Origin of the sequence: Burkholderia sp. BE17 (assembly GCF_009362305.1) — a bacterium.
Classification (GTDB): domain Bacteria; phylum Pseudomonadota; class Gammaproteobacteria; order Burkholderiales; family Burkholderiaceae; genus Burkholderia; species Burkholderia pyrrocinia_C.
This window is the reverse complement of the sequence record NZ_WHNU01000002.1, coordinates 125243-144090: the sequence shown is the minus strand read 5'-3', so window position 1 is coordinate 144090 and position 18848 is coordinate 125243. Positions and strand designations below refer to the sequence as shown.

17 protein-coding genes are annotated in these 18848 nt (G+C 67.7%); 13 read left to right on the top strand and 4 right to left on the bottom strand.

Going from position 1 to position 18848, the window contains the following annotated elements; all coding sequences use genetic code 11:
• Positions 1 to 6: 6 nt before the first annotated feature.
• Positions 7 to 738: a GNAT family N-acetyltransferase gene (locus GD429_RS03145; protein WP_152855625.1), complete on the bottom strand. Its 732-nt coding sequence runs from the start codon at positions 736 to 738 to the stop codon at positions 7 to 9.
• A gap of 1040 nt (positions 739 to 1778) precedes the next feature.
• Here GD429_RS03145 and GD429_RS03135 point away from each other — a divergent pair.
• From GD429_RS03135 to GD429_RS03120, 4 genes are all read left to right on the top strand, one after another.
• On the top strand, positions 1779 to 2675 hold the full coding sequence (locus GD429_RS03135) for an NAD-dependent protein deacetylase (RefSeq protein WP_152855624.1): 897 nt from the start codon (positions 1779 to 1781) through the stop codon (positions 2673 to 2675).
• Positions 2672 to 3313: a DUF938 domain-containing protein gene (locus GD429_RS03130; RefSeq protein ID WP_321574372.1), complete on the top strand. Its 642-nt coding sequence runs from the start codon at positions 2672 to 2674 to the stop codon at positions 3311 to 3313. The genes GD429_RS03135 and GD429_RS03130 overlap by 4 nt, the downstream gene beginning before the upstream one ends.
• Before the next feature lie 97 nt (positions 3314 to 3410).
• On the top strand, positions 3411 to 4823 hold the full coding sequence (gene gndA / locus GD429_RS03125; RefSeq protein ID WP_152855623.1) for an NADP-dependent phosphogluconate dehydrogenase: 1413 nt from the start codon (positions 3411 to 3413) through the stop codon (positions 4821 to 4823).
• Positions 4824 to 5023: 200 nt separating this feature from the next.
• A complete protein-coding gene (locus tag GD429_RS03120; protein WP_047901374.1) occupies positions 5024 to 5368 on the top strand; it encodes a DUF4148 domain-containing protein in 345 nt (114 codons plus the stop codon).
• Positions 5369 to 5533: 165 nt separating this feature from the next.
• On the opposite strand, the gene GD429_RS03115 is transcribed toward GD429_RS03120, so the two are convergent.
• Positions 5534 to 5854: a hypothetical protein gene (locus tag GD429_RS03115; RefSeq protein ID WP_152855622.1), complete on the bottom strand. Its 321-nt coding sequence runs from the start codon at positions 5852 to 5854 to the stop codon at positions 5534 to 5536.
• A 425-nt stretch (positions 5855 to 6279) separates the two neighbouring features.
• On the opposite strand from GD429_RS03115, the gene GD429_RS03110 reads away from it, so the two are divergent.
• A complete protein-coding gene (locus GD429_RS03110) occupies positions 6280 to 7014 on the top strand; it encodes a peptidoglycan DD-metalloendopeptidase family protein (protein WP_152855621.1) in 735 nt (244 codons plus the stop codon).
• A gap of 58 nt (positions 7015 to 7072) precedes the next feature.
• Here the strand turns inward: GD429_RS03110 and GD429_RS03105 are convergent, their stop codons facing one another.
• Entirely contained in the window at positions 7073 to 7711 is a 639-nt protein-coding gene (locus GD429_RS03105; protein ID WP_152855620.1) for a Pr6Pr family membrane protein, read from the bottom strand.
• Between the two features lie 228 nt (positions 7712 to 7939).
• Here GD429_RS03105 and GD429_RS03100 point away from each other — a divergent pair, with 228 nt between their 5' ends.
• The 5 genes from GD429_RS03100 (at position 7940) to GD429_RS03080 (ending at position 13570) form a co-directional block, all read left to right on the top strand.
• Complete coding sequence (locus GD429_RS03100) at positions 7940 to 8476, top strand: cytochrome b (protein ID WP_152855619.1); 537 nt, start codon at positions 7940 to 7942, stop codon at positions 8474 to 8476.
• Between the two features lie 156 nt (positions 8477 to 8632).
• A complete protein-coding gene (locus GD429_RS03095; protein ID WP_152855618.1) occupies positions 8633 to 9001 on the top strand; it encodes a DUF2946 domain-containing protein in 369 nt (122 codons plus the stop codon).
• An 83-nt stretch (positions 9002 to 9084) separates the two neighbouring features.
• A complete protein-coding gene (locus tag GD429_RS03090; protein ID WP_152855617.1) occupies positions 9085 to 11217 on the top strand; it encodes a TonB-dependent copper receptor in 2133 nt (710 codons plus the stop codon).
• A 220-nt stretch (positions 11218 to 11437) separates the two neighbouring features.
• Complete coding sequence (locus tag GD429_RS03085; protein ID WP_152855616.1) at positions 11438 to 12532, top strand: triacylglycerol lipase; 1095 nt, start codon at positions 11438 to 11440, stop codon at positions 12530 to 12532.
• A 3-nt stretch (positions 12533 to 12535) separates the two neighbouring features.
• Positions 12536 to 13570, top strand: a complete 1035-nt coding sequence (locus GD429_RS03080; protein WP_152855615.1) for a lipase secretion chaperone — start codon at positions 12536 to 12538, stop codon at positions 13568 to 13570.
• A gap of 27 nt (positions 13571 to 13597) precedes the next feature.
• On the opposite strand, the gene GD429_RS03075 is transcribed toward GD429_RS03080, so the two are convergent.
• On the bottom strand, positions 13598 to 15121 hold the full coding sequence (locus GD429_RS03075) for a PLP-dependent aminotransferase family protein (protein ID WP_152855614.1): 1524 nt from the start codon (positions 15119 to 15121) through the stop codon (positions 13598 to 13600).
• 107 nt (positions 15122 to 15228) lie between these two features.
• On the opposite strand from GD429_RS03075, the gene GD429_RS03070 reads away from it, so the two are divergent.
• The 3 genes from GD429_RS03070 to GD429_RS03060 all read left to right on the top strand — a co-directional run bounded on the left by GD429_RS03070 (position 15229) and on the right by GD429_RS03060 (position 18814).
• Positions 15229 to 16335, top strand: coding sequence for an ABC transporter ATP-binding protein (locus tag GD429_RS03070; RefSeq protein WP_065502544.1), 1107 nt, complete (start codon positions 15229 to 15231; stop codon positions 16333 to 16335).
• Positions 16336 to 16411: 76 nt separating this feature from the next.
• Complete coding sequence (locus tag GD429_RS03065) at positions 16412 to 17458, top strand: ABC transporter substrate-binding protein (RefSeq protein ID WP_152855613.1); 1047 nt, start codon at positions 16412 to 16414, stop codon at positions 17456 to 17458.
• Between the two features lie 99 nt (positions 17459 to 17557).
• Positions 17558 to 18814 (top strand): ABC transporter permease, encoded by a 1257-nt coding sequence (locus GD429_RS03060; protein ID WP_193727050.1) that lies wholly within the window; start codon positions 17558 to 17560, stop codon positions 18812 to 18814.
• Positions 18815 to 18848: the final 34 nt, after the last annotated feature.

The following is an 18848-nucleotide window of genomic DNA, read 5'->3' as shown; positions in this document are numbered from 1 at the left end:
ACGGCGCTACACGATCCGTAGCGTCGTGCCGCGCAGCGCGAGGCCCAAGCGTGACGCCACGCGTTGCGACGCACGGTTGTCGCCGTCGGTGCTGTAGAACAGCGTGCGAGTGCGAAGCGACGGCAGCCGCGACCATGCAGCGGTGACGGCGGCTGCCAGGCCACGCCCCCGAAACGCCGGAGCCGTCGCGAGACCCAGTTCGGCGCCGACATCGGACAGCCGCGCGGCGAACGCAACCGACACGATTTCGCCGTCGACGACGGCCGCGCACCACGGCGTCCACAGATCGGCGACGCTTCGAAAACCCATCGACAACAGCCCTTCGGGCATCCCGTGCGTGGACAGCGATTGGCGCAGCTGCCGGCCCGCGTCGCTGTCGCCGTCGATCAGCGCGATGCGTGCGTCGGTGTCGAACCCGAGCGCGTGCGGCAGTGCGTAGACGAGGCCGGTATTCCAGTGCGAAACGGGCGCGAGTATCGACAGATAGCGTTCGAGATGCGCGGGCTGCGTGCGGCCCGCAAACGGAGGTTCACTGTCGGCCACGCACGCCAGTTCGTCCGCAAGGTGGCCGGGCACGTCGGCGCGTACGCCCGACAGGTGGCCGTCCGCGCATCGGCCCAGCCAGAAGCGCGGCCCCGGCGAGCAGTCGGGATCGTTCTCGCGTTCGATCCGGCGATCCGGGTGCAGCCGGAACAGCGTGCGGTAGTCGATATCCAGCCAGTCCTTTGCGTCAGGCATGCGTCGAGCGAGGTTTTCCGGTCAGGTGGCGGGGAGCCGCGCGAAGGGCGCAAGGCCAGGCGAGCACGTCCGGTCATGCGTGCGCCGCCGCTGTCGGGCGATTGTAAGACGATTGGCGGCGGCGCGGCGCGCAGAAACAACGTCGCGATGCCCGCCCGGGCCGGTGCGGCAAGCCGGCAGGCATCGCCGGCCGTCGTCGATCCGGTGGGTGTTTCAGTTTCGAAACGTTAGCGCTCCTAGTCGGTGCGCGGTCCCCGTCAAAGGCCTTGCATTCGCCCGCGCGGCCTTGCGGCATGAAGCATGGTGCGCTCCTTGCATATCTGTATGCGCCGTGAGCGCGATCGCTAGCGCAGTCGGCCCGGCGATCGCTTCAGTGGGTCGGACGTATCGAATACGGGGACAAGAGAATGAAAAGAGACCGAATCGCAACGTGTCGTGTTGCAAACTTGAATCGCCGACCTGCCAGGGTATTCGCTTCGCCGTTGATTGCGGCGACGTGAGTGCGCGGCTTTCCGTTCCATCCGAGCAATCGGGTTCGTTCTGAACGACGACGTGCATGCGTGACGCACGAGGCCGACCGGTGCCGGTCGGCCGTCGGGGATGACCCGTGAACGCATGCGGATGGCCCCGGCCTGGATCCCGGATCGTCATTCCGTAGTGCAACGCGAGTCGTCGCGCGGCGGATGCGTTCGCGCGCCGCGCATGGCATCGGCGTGACGGGCCCGAAGAACCGGATCGCTCCGGAAAGCCGGTGGCGCAACGATGCGAGCGTCATCGCGGAACACGCGTAGTCCAGGGGAAGCGTTCGCCATGCGCAGCGTGGCGGACGCCACACCATTGTGCTGTCAGTTGATCCACTACCCCGATGGATCAATTGTTGAAGCGCCCATCGCCGAGCGGCGATGGGCGTCTTTTTTTGTGCGCGGGTTTGCCGTGCGTGGCGCCGGCCGGATCGCGCGGCGTTCTGTATCATGTGCTGGCGCGCGGGCCGCTCGTGCGGTCGCACGGCTTGCCGGCGCGCCCGATCACGCGTTATCTACATGAACGATCAAGCCCTGCATGACCCCTCATCCGCCTGTGTCGAGCCGGCCGCGCTCGACGCGCTGCACACGTTCGTCGAGCGTCATCCGCGCCTGCTCGTGCTGACAGGCGCGGGCATCAGCACCGATTCCGGCATTCCCGGCTATCGCGACCGCAACGGCCAATGGATGCGCTCGCCGCCGATCCAGCTCCACGAATTCCTCGGCTCCGATGCCGCGCGGCGACGCTACTGGGCGCGCAGCATGATCGGCTGGCCTGTCGTCGGCCGCGCGCAGCCGAACCGGTCGCACGTCGCGCTGGCGCGGCTCGGCGGCGCGGGCCGGATCGAGCGCCTCGTCACGCAGAATGTCGACGGCCTGCATCAGCGCGCGGGCAGCGACGACGTGATCGAGCTGCACGGTGGGATTAACGGCGTGACGTGCCTCGAATGCGGTGCGCATCATGCGCGCGCGACGATCCAGACCGTGCTCGAAGCCGACAATCCCGAGCTGCTGGGCACGCAGGCCGAGCCGGCCGCGGACGGCGACGCGCACCTCGAATGGGCCGCGCTCGACACGTTCCGGATTCCGGCGTGCCCCGCGTGCGGCGGCCTGCTGAAGCCGGCGGTCGTGTTCTTCGGCGAGAACGTGCCGCGCGAGCGTGTGGCGCTGGCCGCGCAGGCGCTCGATGCAGCCGATGCATTGCTCGTCGTCGGGTCGTCGCTGATGGTGTATTCCGGGTACCGCTTCTGCGTGTGGGCGCAGGCGCAGCACAAGCCGGTCGCCGCGCTCAATCTCGGTCATACGCGCGCCGATCCGATGCTGACGCTGAAGGTCGAGGCGCAGTGCGCACCGGCGCTCGACGCACTGACTGCGCGGCTGGGCCTCGCGGGCAACGCAGCGGAGCACGCATCGTGAGCGGCCCGATACCTTCGCCCGATCCGTCCGCGCGGTTGTCGGCGCCGGCGGCCGAACGCAATCGCGGGCCGATTCTCGACGTGTTGCGCCGCGTGCTGCCGGCGACCGGCAGCGTGCTCGAAATCGCGAGCGGCACGGGGCAGCACGTCGTCCATTTCGCGCAGGCGCTGCCGGGCCTGCGCTGGCAGCCGAGCGATCCCGACGCGCACGCGCGGCGCTCGATCGCCGCGTGGATCGCGCATGCGGGCGTCGCGAACGTCGCCGGGCCGCTGGCGTTCGACGTGCGCGACGCGTCGTGGCCGGTCGACGCGCTCGACGCGATCGTCTGCATCAACATGATTCACATCTCGCCGTGGGCCTGCACCGAAGCACTGTTCGCGGGCGCGTCGCGCCTGCTGCGGCCAGGCGGCGTGCTGTTCCTGTACGGCCCGTATCGTCGCGAAGGCCGGCATACGGCGCCGTCGAACGAAGCATTCGACCTGCAGTTGCGAAGCCGCGACCCGTCGTGGGGCGTGCGCGATCTCGAGACCGTCGTCGCGCTCGGCCTCGATCGCGGGCTCGACTGCATCGAGGTCGTCGAGATGCCGGCGAACAACCTGAGCGTCGTGTTCCGTCGGCTTCCGCACGCGGAGCAATGACACGCAAGCGCGCATCGCCGCCGGGTTTCCACTATCCTTTCGCCTGTGCGCGCGGCCCGGCTCGGGTCGCGCCCTGTTTTTTCCGGAGAATTGACTAATGGGCAAACAAGCAATCGGTGTGATCGGACTCGCGGTGATGGGCCGCAATCTCGCACTCAATATCGAGAGCCGCGGTTACGCGGTGTCGGTGTACAACCGCAGCCGCGAGAAAACCGACGAACTGATCGCCGAATTCCCCGGCCGCAATCTGGTGCCGACCTACACGCTCGAGGAGTTCGTCGCGTCGCTCGAAACGCCGCGCCGGATCCTGATGATGGTGAAGGCCGGCGAGGCGACCGATGCGACGATCGCGTCGCTCAAGCCGCTGCTCGAGAAGGGCGACGTGCTGATCGACGGCGGCAATACGCACTTCACCGACACGATCCGCCGCAACCAGGAACTCGCGCAATCGGGCCTGCACTTCATCGGCACCGGCGTGTCGGGCGGCGAAGAGGGCGCGTTGCGCGGCCCGTCGATCATGCCCGGCGGCCAGCGCGACGCGTACGACCTCGTCGAGCCGATCCTCAAGCAGATCGCCGCGAAGGCGCCGTCGGACGGCGAGCCGTGCGTCGCATACATGGGCCCGGATGGCGCGGGCCACTACGTGAAGATGGTCCACAACGGCATCGAATACGGCGACATGCAATTGATCGCCGAAAGCTACTCGGTGCTGAAGGACGTCGCGGGCCTGACCAACGACGAGCTCGGCGCGGTGTACACCGAATGGAACCAGGGCGAGCTCGACAGCTACCTGATGGAGATCACGTCGAAGATCTTCGGCAAGAAGGACGAAGAGACCGGCAAGCACCTCGTCGACGTGATCCTCGATCGCGCCGCGCAGAAGGGCACCGGCAAGTGGACGAGCCAGAACGCGCTGGATCTCGGCGTGCCGCTGCCGCTCATCACGGAATCGGTGTTCGCGCGCGTGCTGTCGTCGCTGAAGACCGAGCGCGTCGCGGCCAGCAAGATCCTGTCGGGCCCGACCGCCGCGCCGTTCGATGGCGATCGCGCCGCGTTCGTCGAAGCGGTGCGCCGCGCGCTGTACCTGAGCAAGGTGATCTCGTACGCGCAGGGCTTCGCGCAACTGCGCACGGCGTCCGAAGAGTACGGCTGGAACCTCGATCTCGGGACGATCGCGAAGATCTTCCGCGCGGGCTGCATCATCCGCGCGCGCTTCCTGCAGAAGATCACGGATGCTTACGCGAAGGATCCGGCGCTCGCGAACCTGCTGCTCGATCCGTACTTCCAGGACATCGCCGCGAACTACCAGGCATCGCTGCGCGACGTCGTGGTCGCCGCGGTGAAGGCCGGCGTGCCGGTGCCCGCGTTCGCGTCGGCGGTCGCGTACTTCGACAGCTACCGTTCCGAGCGGCTGCCGGCGAACCTCGTGCAGGCGCAGCGCGACTTCTTCGGCGCGCACACGTTCGAGCGCACCGACAAGCCGGGCAGCTTCCACGCGAACTGGTCGTAACCGGCCTGCGGGGCCAGCATTGTTGCGAAAATCTATTCTCTGAATAGGGTTTTTCTATCCCGGATGCCGACATTGTTGGCTTCCGGGAAACAGTGTTTTCGTTCTTTCATGGTTTTCCCTAGGCGACGCCGGGACTAAACTCTGTTCCATCGCTGCAGACATGGTGTGTGCGGCGGAGCAAAAAAATCCCGGAGGTAATCATGAAATCGCTGATCGCAACGTTCGCTGCAGCTGCTGTCCTCGCCGTCCCCGCCGTCTCGTTCGCCCAACAGAACGCGCCCGTCACCCGTGCGCAGGTGAAGGCCGAACTGGTCCAACTGCAACAGGCCGGCTACAAGCTGGGCAGCGACCGGACGAACTACCCGGAAGGCATCCTGGCTGCTGAAGCCCGTGTGAACCCGCAACAGAACGTCGCCGCCGCCGACACGACCGGCTATGGCGCGCAACCGGCCGCCGCGCAAGAATCCGGCGCTCCGGCCGCGGCAAAGACCGGCTGGCAAGTCAAGCGTATCGCTGACGGCGCACCGGTCTACAAGGGTCGTTAATGGCGCGGCCGCCCCGGCGGCCGGACCTGACCCCGCGTAGTACAAACAGCCTGTCGTTCCGAAGGACGGAACGACAGGCTGTTTTCATTTGAGGCGCCTGCGGCGCCGGTTCCGTCATGCGGAAAGATGGGCCGTTTTCATTGGTGGCGCGTACTGCGCCGGCAGTCAGTGCAGCGGGCGGCGGCCGCGCCCGATATCCCGGAACAGCGCTTCGGCCGGCTCCAGCACCTGGAGCCACGTTTCGTCGTAGCCGCTCAGCGTGTCGAGCGCCTCGCGCAGCCGCTCGAGCGCGAGGATCGGCAACTCGACGCTGTGGCGCGTGGCACCCGTCAGGTGCGTGACGCTCGCCAGCTGGACGAGCGCATCGGCCGCCTCGGCGACGTCGGTTGCGAACAGCAGGTGCCGGTTGAGCAATTCGACCAGGCCGCTGGAACCGGCGAAATCGTCCGCGTTGAGCTGCACCGAAAGAAACGTCGCATTGTTCATTGTCATGCTCCTCGTTGTCGTTGGATCGCGCTGCGCATCACCGAGTATAGGCGGCGATCGAAGGGGGGAATGTGACGGAGCCGAGACGGCAGATGACGGCGGCGAGGGATGCGGAAGACCGGCTGCAGGCTCACCGGATCGGGCGCGCGGCGCGGCTCGCGGGCCGTCGGCACGCATGGGCGGCGCCGCAAGATTGTTGCCGGAACCCGCAACTGTCGCGGTCCTGACCGCGACAAATGGTATCTTTGCCGGTCGGAGCGACACGAAAAAGGGGCCGGTGAGCCCGTTCGCGCAGACGTTCCGATGTGGAAACTGACGGCCGCGACAGCGGTCGGATACTGGTTGGTTCGGCCGTCCGGCCGGACATCGTGCGTCGCGCGCCGGAGGGCGGTGGGCGGCGCAACGACGCAAATCCGGGAGGACCCTTGAGAAAAACTATTCCCATCCACGATTCGCTGGCACGCTGGCTGCCGCAGGCGGCGTTCGTCGCCGCAGCCGTCGCGCTGTCGGGCTGTACGCTGACGCCGTGGACCGACAACTGGCAGCCGGCGCGTTCGTCGGCGCCGATGTCGGCCGCGACGCCGGGCGTAATCGCCGGCTATTACCGCGTGAACCCGGGCGACACGCTCGCGGGCGTCGCGAGCGCCTACGGGCAGCGCGTGCAGGACGTGGCGAGCTGGAACCACATGGCGCCTACCGACGCCTTGTCGCCCGGCCAGGTGCTGCGCGTCGCGCCGCCGCCTGCCGCGACGTCGCTCGGGCAGCCGCCCGCGGCGGCCGCACAGCCGGGCTCGCTCGCATGGCCGGCCACGGGCGTCGTCGCGGCGCCGTTTGCGGCCGGCAAGACGCGCGGCGTCGTGATCGCCGCATCCGGGCCCGACCGTTCGGTGCGGGCCGCGGCGAACGGGCGGGTGGTCTACGCCGGGTCGGGTGTCAAGGCGTACGGTCCGCTCGTGATCCTGAAGCACGACAACGGGCTCATCACGGCCTACGGCCACAACGGCAAGCTGCTCGTCAACGAAGGCGACGCGGTGCGCACGGGCCAGCCGATCGCCGAGATGGGCACCGACGCGAGCGGCCGTTCGACGTTCGAGTTCGAAGTCCGCCAGAACGGCAAGGTCGTCGATCCGATGATCTTCCTGCCGCGCAACGGCGGCTGACGAACCGCATCGCCACGTGTGCGCCGGGCGGCGCACACGCTCCCGCCTTCGTTCTACTTCATCCTTCCTTCAGCGTCGCGGTGCCGGGCTGTCTCGCATGATTGCCGAGCCAGCGGATGCCCAGTGCGAGCGCCGTCGCGCCGAGCGCGATCAGCGAACACTGGATCGCGACCGGCAGGTAGCCGTGCGGCCGCGGATCGACGAACGGGTAGGGATACCAGTTCTCCAGCGCGCCGCGCACGAGCGTATAGCCGAGATAGACGACCGGAAAACCGAGCCACGCGAACGCGCTGCGCCGCGCGATCGGCGAGCGCGGCTCCACGTACAGCCAGTCGCACAGCATGACGAGCGGCACGATCCGGTGCAGCACCCAGTTGTTGAACGCCGGCGTGACATGTCGCAGCGCATCGAGCCGCGCGAGCAGGAGTTCGTAGACGATCGCGGTGATCAGCATGTACAAGACCGCCGCGCCGCGCATCGATTCGTAGCGGGCCGAGCCGGGGCGCGCGATGCACCAGAGCCCCGCGGTCAGCATCGCCGCCGCATAGAGGCTGCTCAGTTGCGTGAAATAGCTGAGGAAGTTGCCGAGATGAATTGCGGGCATGCCCCAGTAGCCGGCGATGCTGTGCAACGTCGTGGACACCGCGAGCAACGCGGCAATCAGCCGGTAGGCCGCAACGAAGAACGCCTTGCTCATGATGCGCGCGCAACGTCGACACCAAAGCTTCATCGTGCCACAGCCGTTCCCGGGCGCGATGCGGATTTTCCATATGACAGCCCCGCTCGGCGTGCGTCGACGATTCGTCGGATATTTGACCGAGTCGCGCAAAACCGGACACCCGTGCGGCTACAATCGTGGCAGCTCTGCCGGGCGCGGAGCCGGTTTCGGCATGCGCCCCTCCCCGCATACAACACGAGACGACGCATGAAAAACATCCTCGCGAAACAGACGCGCTACAGCTCGCCCGCGATCTTCTTCCACTGGGCCATCTTCCTGCTGGTCGCGCTGGCCTACCTGGCCATCGAGATCCGCGGGCCGAAAGGCAGCGACAGCCGGGTGTTCTGGATGAACGTGCACCTCACCGCGGGCACGCTCGTGCTCGTGCTGTCGGTGCTGCGCGTACTGTGGCGAGCCGTCAGCCGCGTGCCGGAAGCCATTCCGCAGGCCGCGCTGCTGCGCTGGCTCTCGAAGCTCGCGCATGTCGCGCTCTACGTGTTCATCATCGCGCAGCCGCTGCTCGGCATCATGTTGATCAACCTGGGCGGCAAGCCGGTATCGCTCGACTGGCTCGGCGTGTCGTTCACGCTGTTCGGCCCGGACAAGGCGCTGCGGCCGACGATCAAGGGAGCGCACGAGCTGATCGGCAATGCGTTCTACTTCGTGATCGGCCTGCATGCGCTGGCTGCGCTGTACCACCATTTCATCCGGCGCGACGCCGTGCTGCGGCGCATGGCGCCCTGAGCGCCGCACTCCGGACGCGCGCAGCAGGCGGGGGCGCATGGTTGTGTTGACAACCATGCGCCCCCGCTTCGTTTACCGTCATCCGCGGCTGGCCATCGCGGTGAACATTCTGTAACATCTCGGCTGTTTTTACATTCCGCTTACTCGCCGCCGCGCATGCTGCACCGACATCGTCACCTGACCGCCTGGCTTGGCGTGCTCGCGATCTGGCTCGCGATCGCGGCGCCGCTGGTGTCGCAGTGGCGCATCGCGCAGGCAGCCGCGCCCGACGCGACCGTCTGCAGTGCAGAGCACGGCGCGCATCGGTCGCCCGATGCGGGTCGCATGCACGATCACGCGTTGCATCTCGAGGCGTGCGGCTACTGCGGCTTCTTCGCGCACAGCCCCGTGATCGGCGCGCCGGCCGCCGCGTCGTTCGCTTCCGTTTCCGTCGTTTCCGTTTCCGCCGCCGCGCCGCCTGCCGTTGCGGCGCGCGCCGACCGCTATCCGCGCGCGTATCCACGCGCACCGCCCGAGCGCGCCTGACGCGCCGTCTTCTGTTCTTTCCACCGCCGATATCCGTGCGGCCCGTCGAGGCCGCGTGGAGGGCGTCACTCGGGCTTTCGATCATGACCATTTTCCAGTTGCGTGCGCCGCGGGCGTCGCGCAATGCCTGTGCGCGGCGCGTGCCGCGCGTGTTGAAACTCACCGTTCCCGCGCTCGCCGTCGGCGCGCTGGCCGCGACCGCTGCGGCGGCCGAAACGGCTCGCGCGACCGGCGTGCCTGCGGACGATGCGGCCGCGCTGCTGCCGGCCGTCGAGGTCGTCGCGTCGCCGCTGACGACGCCGCTCGTCGTCGTCACGGATCCGAAGGCACCGCGCCAGCCGCTGCCCGCCAGCGACGGCGCGGATTACCTGAAGACGATCCCCGGCTTCACGTCGATCCGCAGCGGCGGCACGAACGGCGACCCCGTGCTGCGCGGGATGTTCGGTTCGCGGCTGAACATCCTGGCGAACGGGATGCCGACGCTCGGTGCCTGCCCGAACCGGATGGATGCGCCGACGTCGTACATCGCGCCGGAAAGCTATGACAAGGTCACCGTCGTGAAGGGGCCGCAGACCGTGCTGTACGGTCCCGGCGCGTCGGCCGGCACCGTGCTGTTCGAGCGTGTGACGCCGCGTTTCGACAAGCCGGGCATGCGTTTCGAGGGCAGCCTCGTCGGCGGCTCGTTCGGTCGCAACGACCAGAACATCGACGTGACGGCCGGCACGCCGGACGTCTATGGCCGCGTGACCGCGAACCACGCGCATTCGCAGGACTACAAGGACGGCAACGGCAACACGGTGCCGTCGCAGTGGGACAAGTGGAACGCCGATGCGGCGCTCGGCTGGACGCCCGACGACCATACGCGGGTCGAACTGACGGCCGGCACGGGCGACGGCTACGCGAAGTATGCGGGCCGCGGGATGGACGGCGCGCATTTCCGCCGCGAGACGTTCGGCCTGTCGTTCGACAAGCGGCATCTCGGCGACGTGCTCGACCGGATCGAGGCACGCGTGTACTACAACGAAGCCGACCACGTGATGGACAACTACACGTTGCGGCAGCCCGACCCGACCAGCAGCATGCCGATGCGGATGGCGTCGGAGGTGCGGCGCCGCACGGTCGGCGCGCGCGCGGCCGCGACGTTCCGTTTCGGCGACGACTTCAAGCTCGTGACGGGCGTCGACGCACAATCGAACCGGCTCGATTCGCGCTCGGCGATGGGGCGGCAGAACTACGGCGACCAGCCGTGGGATGCGCAGGCGACGATGTGGAACGCGGGCGCGTTCGGCGAGCTGACGTGGTACGCGAGTGACGTATCTCGTGTGATCGGCGGCGCGCGTGTCGACTACGCGAGCGTACGCGACAAGCGCGCGACGACGAGCGGGATGATGATGAAAAAACCCAACCCGACCTTCGACGACGACCGCGCGCGCGTGCTGCCGAGCGGTTTCGTGCGCTACGAGCGCGATCTCGCGTTGCTGCCCGTCACGTGGTATGCGGGGATCGGTCATGCGGAGCGCTATCCCGACTACTGGGAGCTGTTTTCCGCGAAGCGCGGGCCGGCCGGTTCGGTCAACGCGTTCTCGGCGGTGCAGCCGGAGAAGACCACGCAGCTCGACATCGGCGCGCAATACAAGAGCGACCGGTTCGATGCGTGGGTGTCGGCCTACGCGGGCTACGTGCAGGACTTCATCCTGTTCAACTACGGGGCCGGCATGATGGGCCCGACCACGCAGGCGACCAACGTCAACGCGCAGATCATGGGTGGCGAAGCAGGCGTGTCGTGGCGGCCGGTTGCGCCGCTGCGCGTCGAGACTTCGCTCGCGTATGCGTGGGGGCGCAACGTGGCGAGCGGGGATCCGCTGCCGCAGATGCCGCCGCTCGAGGCGCGCATCGGGCTCGAATACACGCGCGGCGCGTGGTCGGCCGGCGGGCTGTGGCGGATCGTTGCGCCGCAGCATCGTTATGCCCTGAATGAGGGCAACGTGGTCGGCAAGGACTTCGGTCCGAGTGCCGGATTCGGCGTGCTGTCGCTGCATGCGCAATACAACGTCAGCAAGACCGTGCAGGTGTCGGTCGGCGTCGACAACGTGCTGAACAAGGCCTACACCGAGCATCTGAACCTCGCCGGCAATGCGGGCTTCGGCTATCCGGCGAACGCGCCGGTGATGGAGCCGGGCCGTACCGCATGGGTACGCGTGAGCGCGAAGCTGTAGCGCGTTGCGCGTGTGCGATGCAGCATGCGCGTGCATGAACATGGCCCCGCCCGAACGGGCGGGGCGCGTCAAGCGATTAGAGAACCGTATCTAGTCAGGGCGCAAACGTTGGCCACTCGTGATTCACTCCCGCATTCGACGGTCACGGCGCACGCGAGGGCGCCGCATGCGTCGATTCGATTTCATTCGCACCGGCAGCACAATAATCAGGAGAACATGCATGGCCAGATCGATGCGTTCCAGGGTGGTGGCAGGGGCAGTGGCATGCGCGATGAGCGTCGCGCCGTTCGCGGGGACGACCGCTTTGATGGCGCTCGCGACGACACACGCGGCGATGGCGGCAACCGCGCCCGTCGACAACTACGCGACGACGCGTTATCCGATCGTCCTCGTGCACGGGCTTACGGGCACCGACAAGTACGCGGGCGTGCTCGAGTACTGGTACGGCATCCAGGAAGACCTGCAGCAGCATGGCGCGACCGTCTACGTCGCGAACCTGTCGGGCTTCCAGAGCGACGACGGCCCGAACGGGCGCGGCGAACAGCTGCTCGCTTACGTGAAGACGGTGCTTGCCGCGACGGGTGCGACCAAGGTCAATCTCGTCGGCCACAGCCAGGGTGGGCTCACGTCGCGGTATGTCGCGGCCGTCGCGCCCGATCTCGTCGCGTCGGTGACGACGATCGGCACGCCGCATCGAGGCTCCGAGTTCGCCGACTTCGTGCAGAGCGTGCTCGCATACGATCCGACCGGGCTTTCGTCATCGGTGATCGCCGCATTCGTCAATGTGTTCGGAATCCTCACGAGCAGCAGCAACAACACGAACCAGGATGCGCTCGCCGCGCTGAAGACGCTGACGACCGCACAGGCCGCCGCGTACAACCAGAACTATCCGAGCGCGGGCCTTGGCGCGCCGGGCAGTTGCCAGACCGGCGCACCGACGGAAACCGTCGGCGGCAACACGCATCTGCTGTATTCGTGGGCCGGCACGGCGATCCAGCCGACGATCTCGGCGTTCGGCGTCACGGGTGCGACGGATACGAGCACCATTCCGCTCGTCGATCCGGCGAACGCGCTCGACCCGTCGACGCTCGCGCTGTTCGGTACGGGCACGGTGATGATCAACCGCGGCTCGGGCCAGAACGACGGACTCGTGTCGAAGTGCAGCGCGCTGTACGGCAAGGTGTTGAGCACGAACTACAAGTGGAACCATATCGACGAGATCAACCAGCTGCTCGGCGTGCGCGGCGCGTATGCGGAAGATCCGGTCGCGGTGATCCGCACGCATGCGAACCGGCTGCAGCAGGCGGGCGTGTAATCGATGGCGGCACGCGAAGGGCGCGCGCCGCTGGCGCGGCGCGCTGCGGTCTACGGTGTCGTGGGGCTGGCGGCGATCGCCGGCGTCGCGATGTGGAGCGGTGCGGGATGGCATCGCGGTGCGGGTAGCGCCGGCGAGTCGCCCGATGCGGCGGTGGTGGGCGGTGTGGCTGCGGCACCGCCGCAGGTCGCCGTGCCGGCGAGCGCGGGCCTGCCGTCGTCGCTGGCCGGTTCCAGCGCGCCGCGGCTGCCGCTCGATGCCGGCGGCCATCTCGCGAAGGTGCGCGCGGTGCGCGATTTCTTCGACTATTGCCTGACCGCGCAGGGCGACCTGAGCGCGGCCGCGCTCGATGCGCTCGTCGTGCGCGAGATTGCCGCGCAGCTCGACGGCACGGCCGCGCAGGCCGAGACGCTCGACGTGTGGCGCCGGTATCGCGCATATCTCGACGCGCTCGCGAAACTGCGCGACGCCGGCGCGGTCGACAAGTCCGACCTGGGTGCGCTGCAACTCGCGCTCGACCAGCGCGCGTCGATCGCGTATCGCACGCTCGGCGACTGGAGCCAGCCGTTCTTCGGTGCGGAGCAGTGGCGGCAGCGCTACGATCTCGCGCGGCTGAAGATCGCGCAGGATCGCACGCTGACCGATGCGCAGAAGGCCGAGCGGCTCGCGGCGCTCGAGCAGCAGATGCCGGCCGACGAACGCGCGGCGCAGCAGCGGGTCGACCGGCAGCGGGCCGCGATCGACCAGATCGCGCAGTTGCAGAAGAGCGGGGCGACGCCCGATGCGATGCGCGCGCAACTGACGCAGACGCTCGGGCCCGAGGCCGCTGCACGCGTCGCGCAGATGCAGCAGGACGACGCATCGTGGCAGAGCCGCTACGCGGACTATGCGGCGCAGCGTGCGCAGATCGAGTCGGCCGGCCTGTCGCCGCAGGACCGCGACGCGCAAGTTGCCGCCCTGCGGCAGCGCGTGTTCACGAAACCCGGCGAAGCCGTGCGCGCGGCGTCGCTCGATCGCGGGGCGGGCAGCACGCAGTAACGCGGGCCGCGCTGCGTGCGGCCAACGCTATGCCGCACGCGTGATGTGCTGTGGCAGATGCTGCTCGATGGCAGCGGCGAGCGTGTCGAACGCGGGCCCGATGCCTTCGTGCGGGACGCACGCATAGCCGAGCAGCAGGCCGCGTTGCGCGGTGTCGAGGTTGCTGTAGTAGCTGGTGAGCGGGCGCACGATCACGCCCGCGTCGAACGCGCTCTGCGTGACCGCGCGATCGTCGCACGCGTCGGGCAGGCCGAGCACCAGGTGCAGGCCGGCCTCGTCGCCCATCACGGGCAGCGCGTCGCCGAAGCGCGCGCGGATCGCGTCGATCATCAGTTGCCGGCGCTCGCCGTACAGCGTGCGCATGCGCCTGACGTGCGACGTCAGGTGGCCGTCCATGATGAATTCGGCGAGCACGGCCTGCTGCATCAGCTGGCCCTCGCGGTACAGCTCCGACAGCCCGGTGCGGAAAGTGTCGACCAGATGCTCGGGCACGACCATGTAGCCCATCCGCAGGCCCGGGAACAGCATCTTGCCGAGGCTGCCGACGTAGATCACGCGGCCGCCGTCGTCGAGCCCCTGCAGCGACGCGAGCGGGCGGCTGCCGTAACGGAATTCGCTGTCGTAGTCGTCCTCGATGATCCAGCAGCGGTGCTGGCGCGCGTATTCGAGCAGCATCCGGCGCCGCGCGAGGCTCATCACCATCCCGAGCGGGTACTGATGCGACGGCGTGACGAGCACGAGCCGCGGCGGATGCTGCATGTCGCCGGCACGCGGGGCGAGCCCTTCCTGGTCGACCGGCACCGGCGCGAGCGTGAGGCCGGCCGCCTGCAATACGCTGCGCACGCCCCAGTAGCACGGTTCCTCGACCCACGCGCGATCGCCGATGTCGGACAGCAGCCGCACCGCGAGATCGATCGACTGATGAATGCCCGTCGTGATGATCACCTGGTCCGGCGAGCATTTGACCGAGCGCGCGACGCGCAGGTAATCGGCCAGCGCGCGCCGCAATGGCCGGTAGCCGCCGCCCGGCGCGTAGGTCAGCAGCTCGGGGTTCGCCTCCTTCCATAACCGCGCCTGCAAGCGGCTCCACGTGCGGCTCGGAAACTCCGACACGTCCGGCACGCCCGGCATGAACGCGCCCCACTGGCGCCGCGACACGCCCGCGTGCTCGATCAGTTGCCGGCCGCGCATCGACAGGCTGCCCTGCGCGTCCGGCGGCGGAAGCGTACCGGCGTCGGTCGGCGGCGGCACGGCGCCCGGCGCGCGAATCGCGGCGGTGTCCGGCCGCGTGTCGGCCACGTAGGTGCCGCTGCCGGTCGTCGTCAGCACGTAGCCTTCGGCCGTCAGCTGGTCGTACACGTGCAGCACGGTATTGCGCGCGATCGACAGGTCCGCCGCGAGCGTCCGGGAGCTGGGCAGCTTTGTCCCTGGCCCCAATTCCCCGGTCAGGATGGCCTGCTGCATCTGTTGCAGCAACTGCCGGTACATCGGCTCGGACGAGCCGCGGTCGAGGCGGGCGGAAAGCCAGTCGGCAAGGATCACGGTATCCAAAGTGGTCCTACTAGTAATATTGAAATGGTTCCCTATTGTAGAACCGTGCGCATCGTATAGTGGATCGCATCTCAAAAACGATTGTCGCGACGCAAGGGGACAGCATGATGAAGTCCGATGATGTGATCGTCAGCTTTCGCGGCGTGCGGAAGACCTATGACGGCGAAACGCTGGTCGTCAAATCGCTCGACCTCGATATCCACCGAGGGGAATTCCTGACGCTGCTCGGGCCGTCGGGCTCGGGCAAGACGACCTGCCTGATGATGCTCGCCGGTTTCGAGTTTCCGACCGGCGGCGAGATCCGCCTCGACGGCGAACTCCTGAACAACGTGCCGCCGCACAAGCGCAACATCGGCATGGTGTTCCAGAACTACGCGCTGTTCCCGCACCTGACGGTCGAGCAGAACGTCGCGTATCCGCTGACCGTGCGCAAGCTGCCGGCCGCCGAGCGCGCGGAGCGCGTCGCGCATGCGCTGAAGATGGTGCAGATGGAGCGCTTTGCGAAACGCTATCCGGCGCAGTTGTCGGGCGGCCAGCAGCAGCGCATCGCGCTGGCGCGTGCGCTCGTGTTCGAGCCGAAGCTCGTGCTGATGGACGAGCCGCTCGGCGCGCTCGACAAGCAACTGCGCGAACACATGCAGTACGAACTGAAGGCGCTGCACGAAAAGCTCGGCGTGACCTTCGTGTACGTGACGCACGACCAGGGCGAGGCGCTGACGATGTCCGATCGTGTGGCCGTGTTCGACAAGGGCATCGTGCAGCAGCTCGACACCGTCGACCGCCTGTACGAATCGCCGTGCAACGAATTCGTCGCGAACTTCATCGGCGACAGCAACCGGCTGCGCGGCACCATCGCGCGCGTCGACGGCGAATTCTGCGAGTTCCGGCTCGACGACGGCACGCAGCTCGTCGGCCGCCATATCGGCGAAGCCGCCGAGGGCGCGTCGGCCGTCGCGTGCATTCGCCCCGAACGCATGAGCCTGGCCGCGCACGGCGCGAACGGGCACGCGAACGGCGCAGCCGCGAACCGGCTGACCGGCGAGGCACGCAGCCTCATCTATTTCGGCGATCACGTGCGCATGCGCTGCGCGCTGCCGGGCCAGGACGAGTGCTTCGTGAAGGTGCCGCTCGGCACCGGTGCACTCGACGCGTTCTCGCCCGGCGCGCCGGTTTCGCTCGCATTCGCGCCCGAACACCTGCGCGTGTTCGCGTGACCAGGGTTTCCCCGATTTACCGCAGCACGTCGTCAACAACAAAGCCCACTTCCACCACGAGAGGAGAGGAACCATCATGAAACGAGCAAGCTTTACCGCGCGCCGCACCTCGCTGGCACTGGCGCTCGCCGTCGTCGGCGCAACGGCTACGGCCGCCGAACTCACGGTCGTCAACTTCGGCGGCGCGAACGGCGACGCGCAGAAGGCCGCATTCAACCAGCCGTTCGAGAAGGCGACCGGCAACAAGGTCACCGCCGTCGAATACAACGGCGAGCAGGCGAAAGTGAAGGCGATGGTCGAGGCGAAGCACGTCAACTGGGACGTGGTCGAAGTCGAGTCGGGCGACCTGAACCGCGGTTGCGACGAAGGGCTGTACGAGAAGCTCGACTGGTCGAAGATCGCGAAGAAGTCCGACCTGATTCCGGAATCGCCGCAAGTGTGCGGCGTCGGTTTCTTCGTGTGGTCGACGGCGCTGTCGTACAACGCGGACAAGCTGAAGTCGGCACCGACCGGCTGGGCCGATTTCTGGAACGTGAAGAAATTCCCCGGCAAGCGCGGGATGCGCAAGGGCGCGCGCTATAACCTCGAGTTCGCGCTGATGGCCGACGGCGTCGCGACGAAGGACGTGTACAAGGTGCTCGGCACGAAGGCCGGCCAGGACCGCGCGTTCAAGAAACTCGACGAGCTGAAGCCGTACATCCAGTGGTGGGAAGCGGGCGCGCAGCCGCCGCAGTTCCTCGTCGCCGGCGACGTCGTGATGTCGACCGCGTACAACGGCCGCATCGACGCCGCGCAGAAGGAAGGCAAGAACCTGAAGGTCGTGTGGAACGGCAGCATCTACGACCTCGACTACTGGGCGATTCCGAAGGGCTCGCCGAACAAGGCGCTGGCCGAGCAGTACATCGCGTATTCGCTGACGCCGAAGCCGCAGCAGGCGTATGCGCAGCACATCGCGTACGGCCCCGCGAACGTCGCCGCGATCAAGTCGCTCGACGCGAAGACGCTCGCGAACCTGCCGAACTCGCCGGCCAACGGCAAGAACGCGGTGCTGGAGGATATCGGCTTCTGGACCGACCACAGCGACGAGCTCGAGCAGCGCTTCGCCGCGTGGGCGACGAAGTAATCGTTCAGGCATCCTGATGCAACCTGCCGCGCGGCGCGTCGTTCGTGTCGCGCGGCATTCCGCCGGAGCGTGCCCGGCCGGAGAGAACCGTTGAATACGATGACGATCGCGCCTTCCTCGCCGTCGACAGCCGCGCTCAAGCGCGAGCTGAAGGCCGCCGAAGCCCGCAAGCGCACGATGGCGCTGCTGCTGGTCGCGCCGCTCGCGATTTTCCTGATGCTGATCTTCGTCGTCCCGATCGGCACGCTGCTCACGCGCGCGGTGCAGAACCCCGAGATCGCGACCGCGTTGCCGAACACGGTCGCGGCGCTGTCCGGCTGGGACCGCAAGACGCCGCCGGCCGACGCCGCGTATGTCGCGCTCGCGGCCGACATGACGAAGGTGGCCGATAGCGAGGCGATGGGCGCGCTCGCGCGGCGCCTGAACACCGAGATTCCCGGTTATCGCTCGCTCGTCGCGAAGACGGCGCGCGCGATGCCGCTGAAGGGCGACAATGAATCGACGCTCACGTCTGCGCAGACGCGCACGAAACTCGTCGAACTCGATTCGCGCTGGGGTGACACGGCGTACTGGCAGGCCATCGCGAAGAACGGCAGCACGGTTTCGCCGTTCTACCTGCTCGCCGCGCTCGACCACAAACAGGACGGCTTCGGCCACATCGTGCAGGCCGAACCCGACCAGTCGATCTACCTCGCGATCTTCGGCCGCACGTTCGTGATCGGCGTCGCGGTCACGCTGTTCGCGCTGCTGCTCGGCTACCCGCTCGCATACTGGATCTCGACGCTGTCGGAGCGGCGCGCGAACCTCGTGATGATTCTCGTGCTGATTCCGTTCTGGACCTCGGTGCTGGTGCGCGTCGCCGCGTGGATCGTGCTGCTGCAAAGCGAAGGGCTCATCAACACGGCGCTGATCGGCAGCGGGCTGATCTCGCATCCGCTGACGCTGCTGTTCAACCGCGTCGGCGTGTATATCTCGATGACGCACATCCTGCTGCCGTTCATGATCCTGCCGCTGTACAGCGTGATGAAGTCGATCCCGCCGACCTACCAGCGCGCGGCCGTGTCGCTCGGCAGCCATCCGTTCGCCGCGTTCTGGCGCGTGTACGTACCGCAGACCTATCCGGGCGTCGGCGCGGGCGCGCTGCTGGTGTTCATCCTCGCGATCGGCTACTACATCACGCCCGCGCTGCTCGGCGGGCCGAACGACCAGATGGTCAGCTACTACGTCGCGTACTTCACGAACGTGACGATCAACTGGGGCATGGCGTGCGCGCTCGGCGGGCTGCTGCTCGCGGCGACGCTCGTGCTGTACGTGGTGTACGGGCGCTTCACGCGCACCAACGTGAGCCTCGGTTGAGCGCCACGCACCAGGAAACGGGAAAGGGAATCCG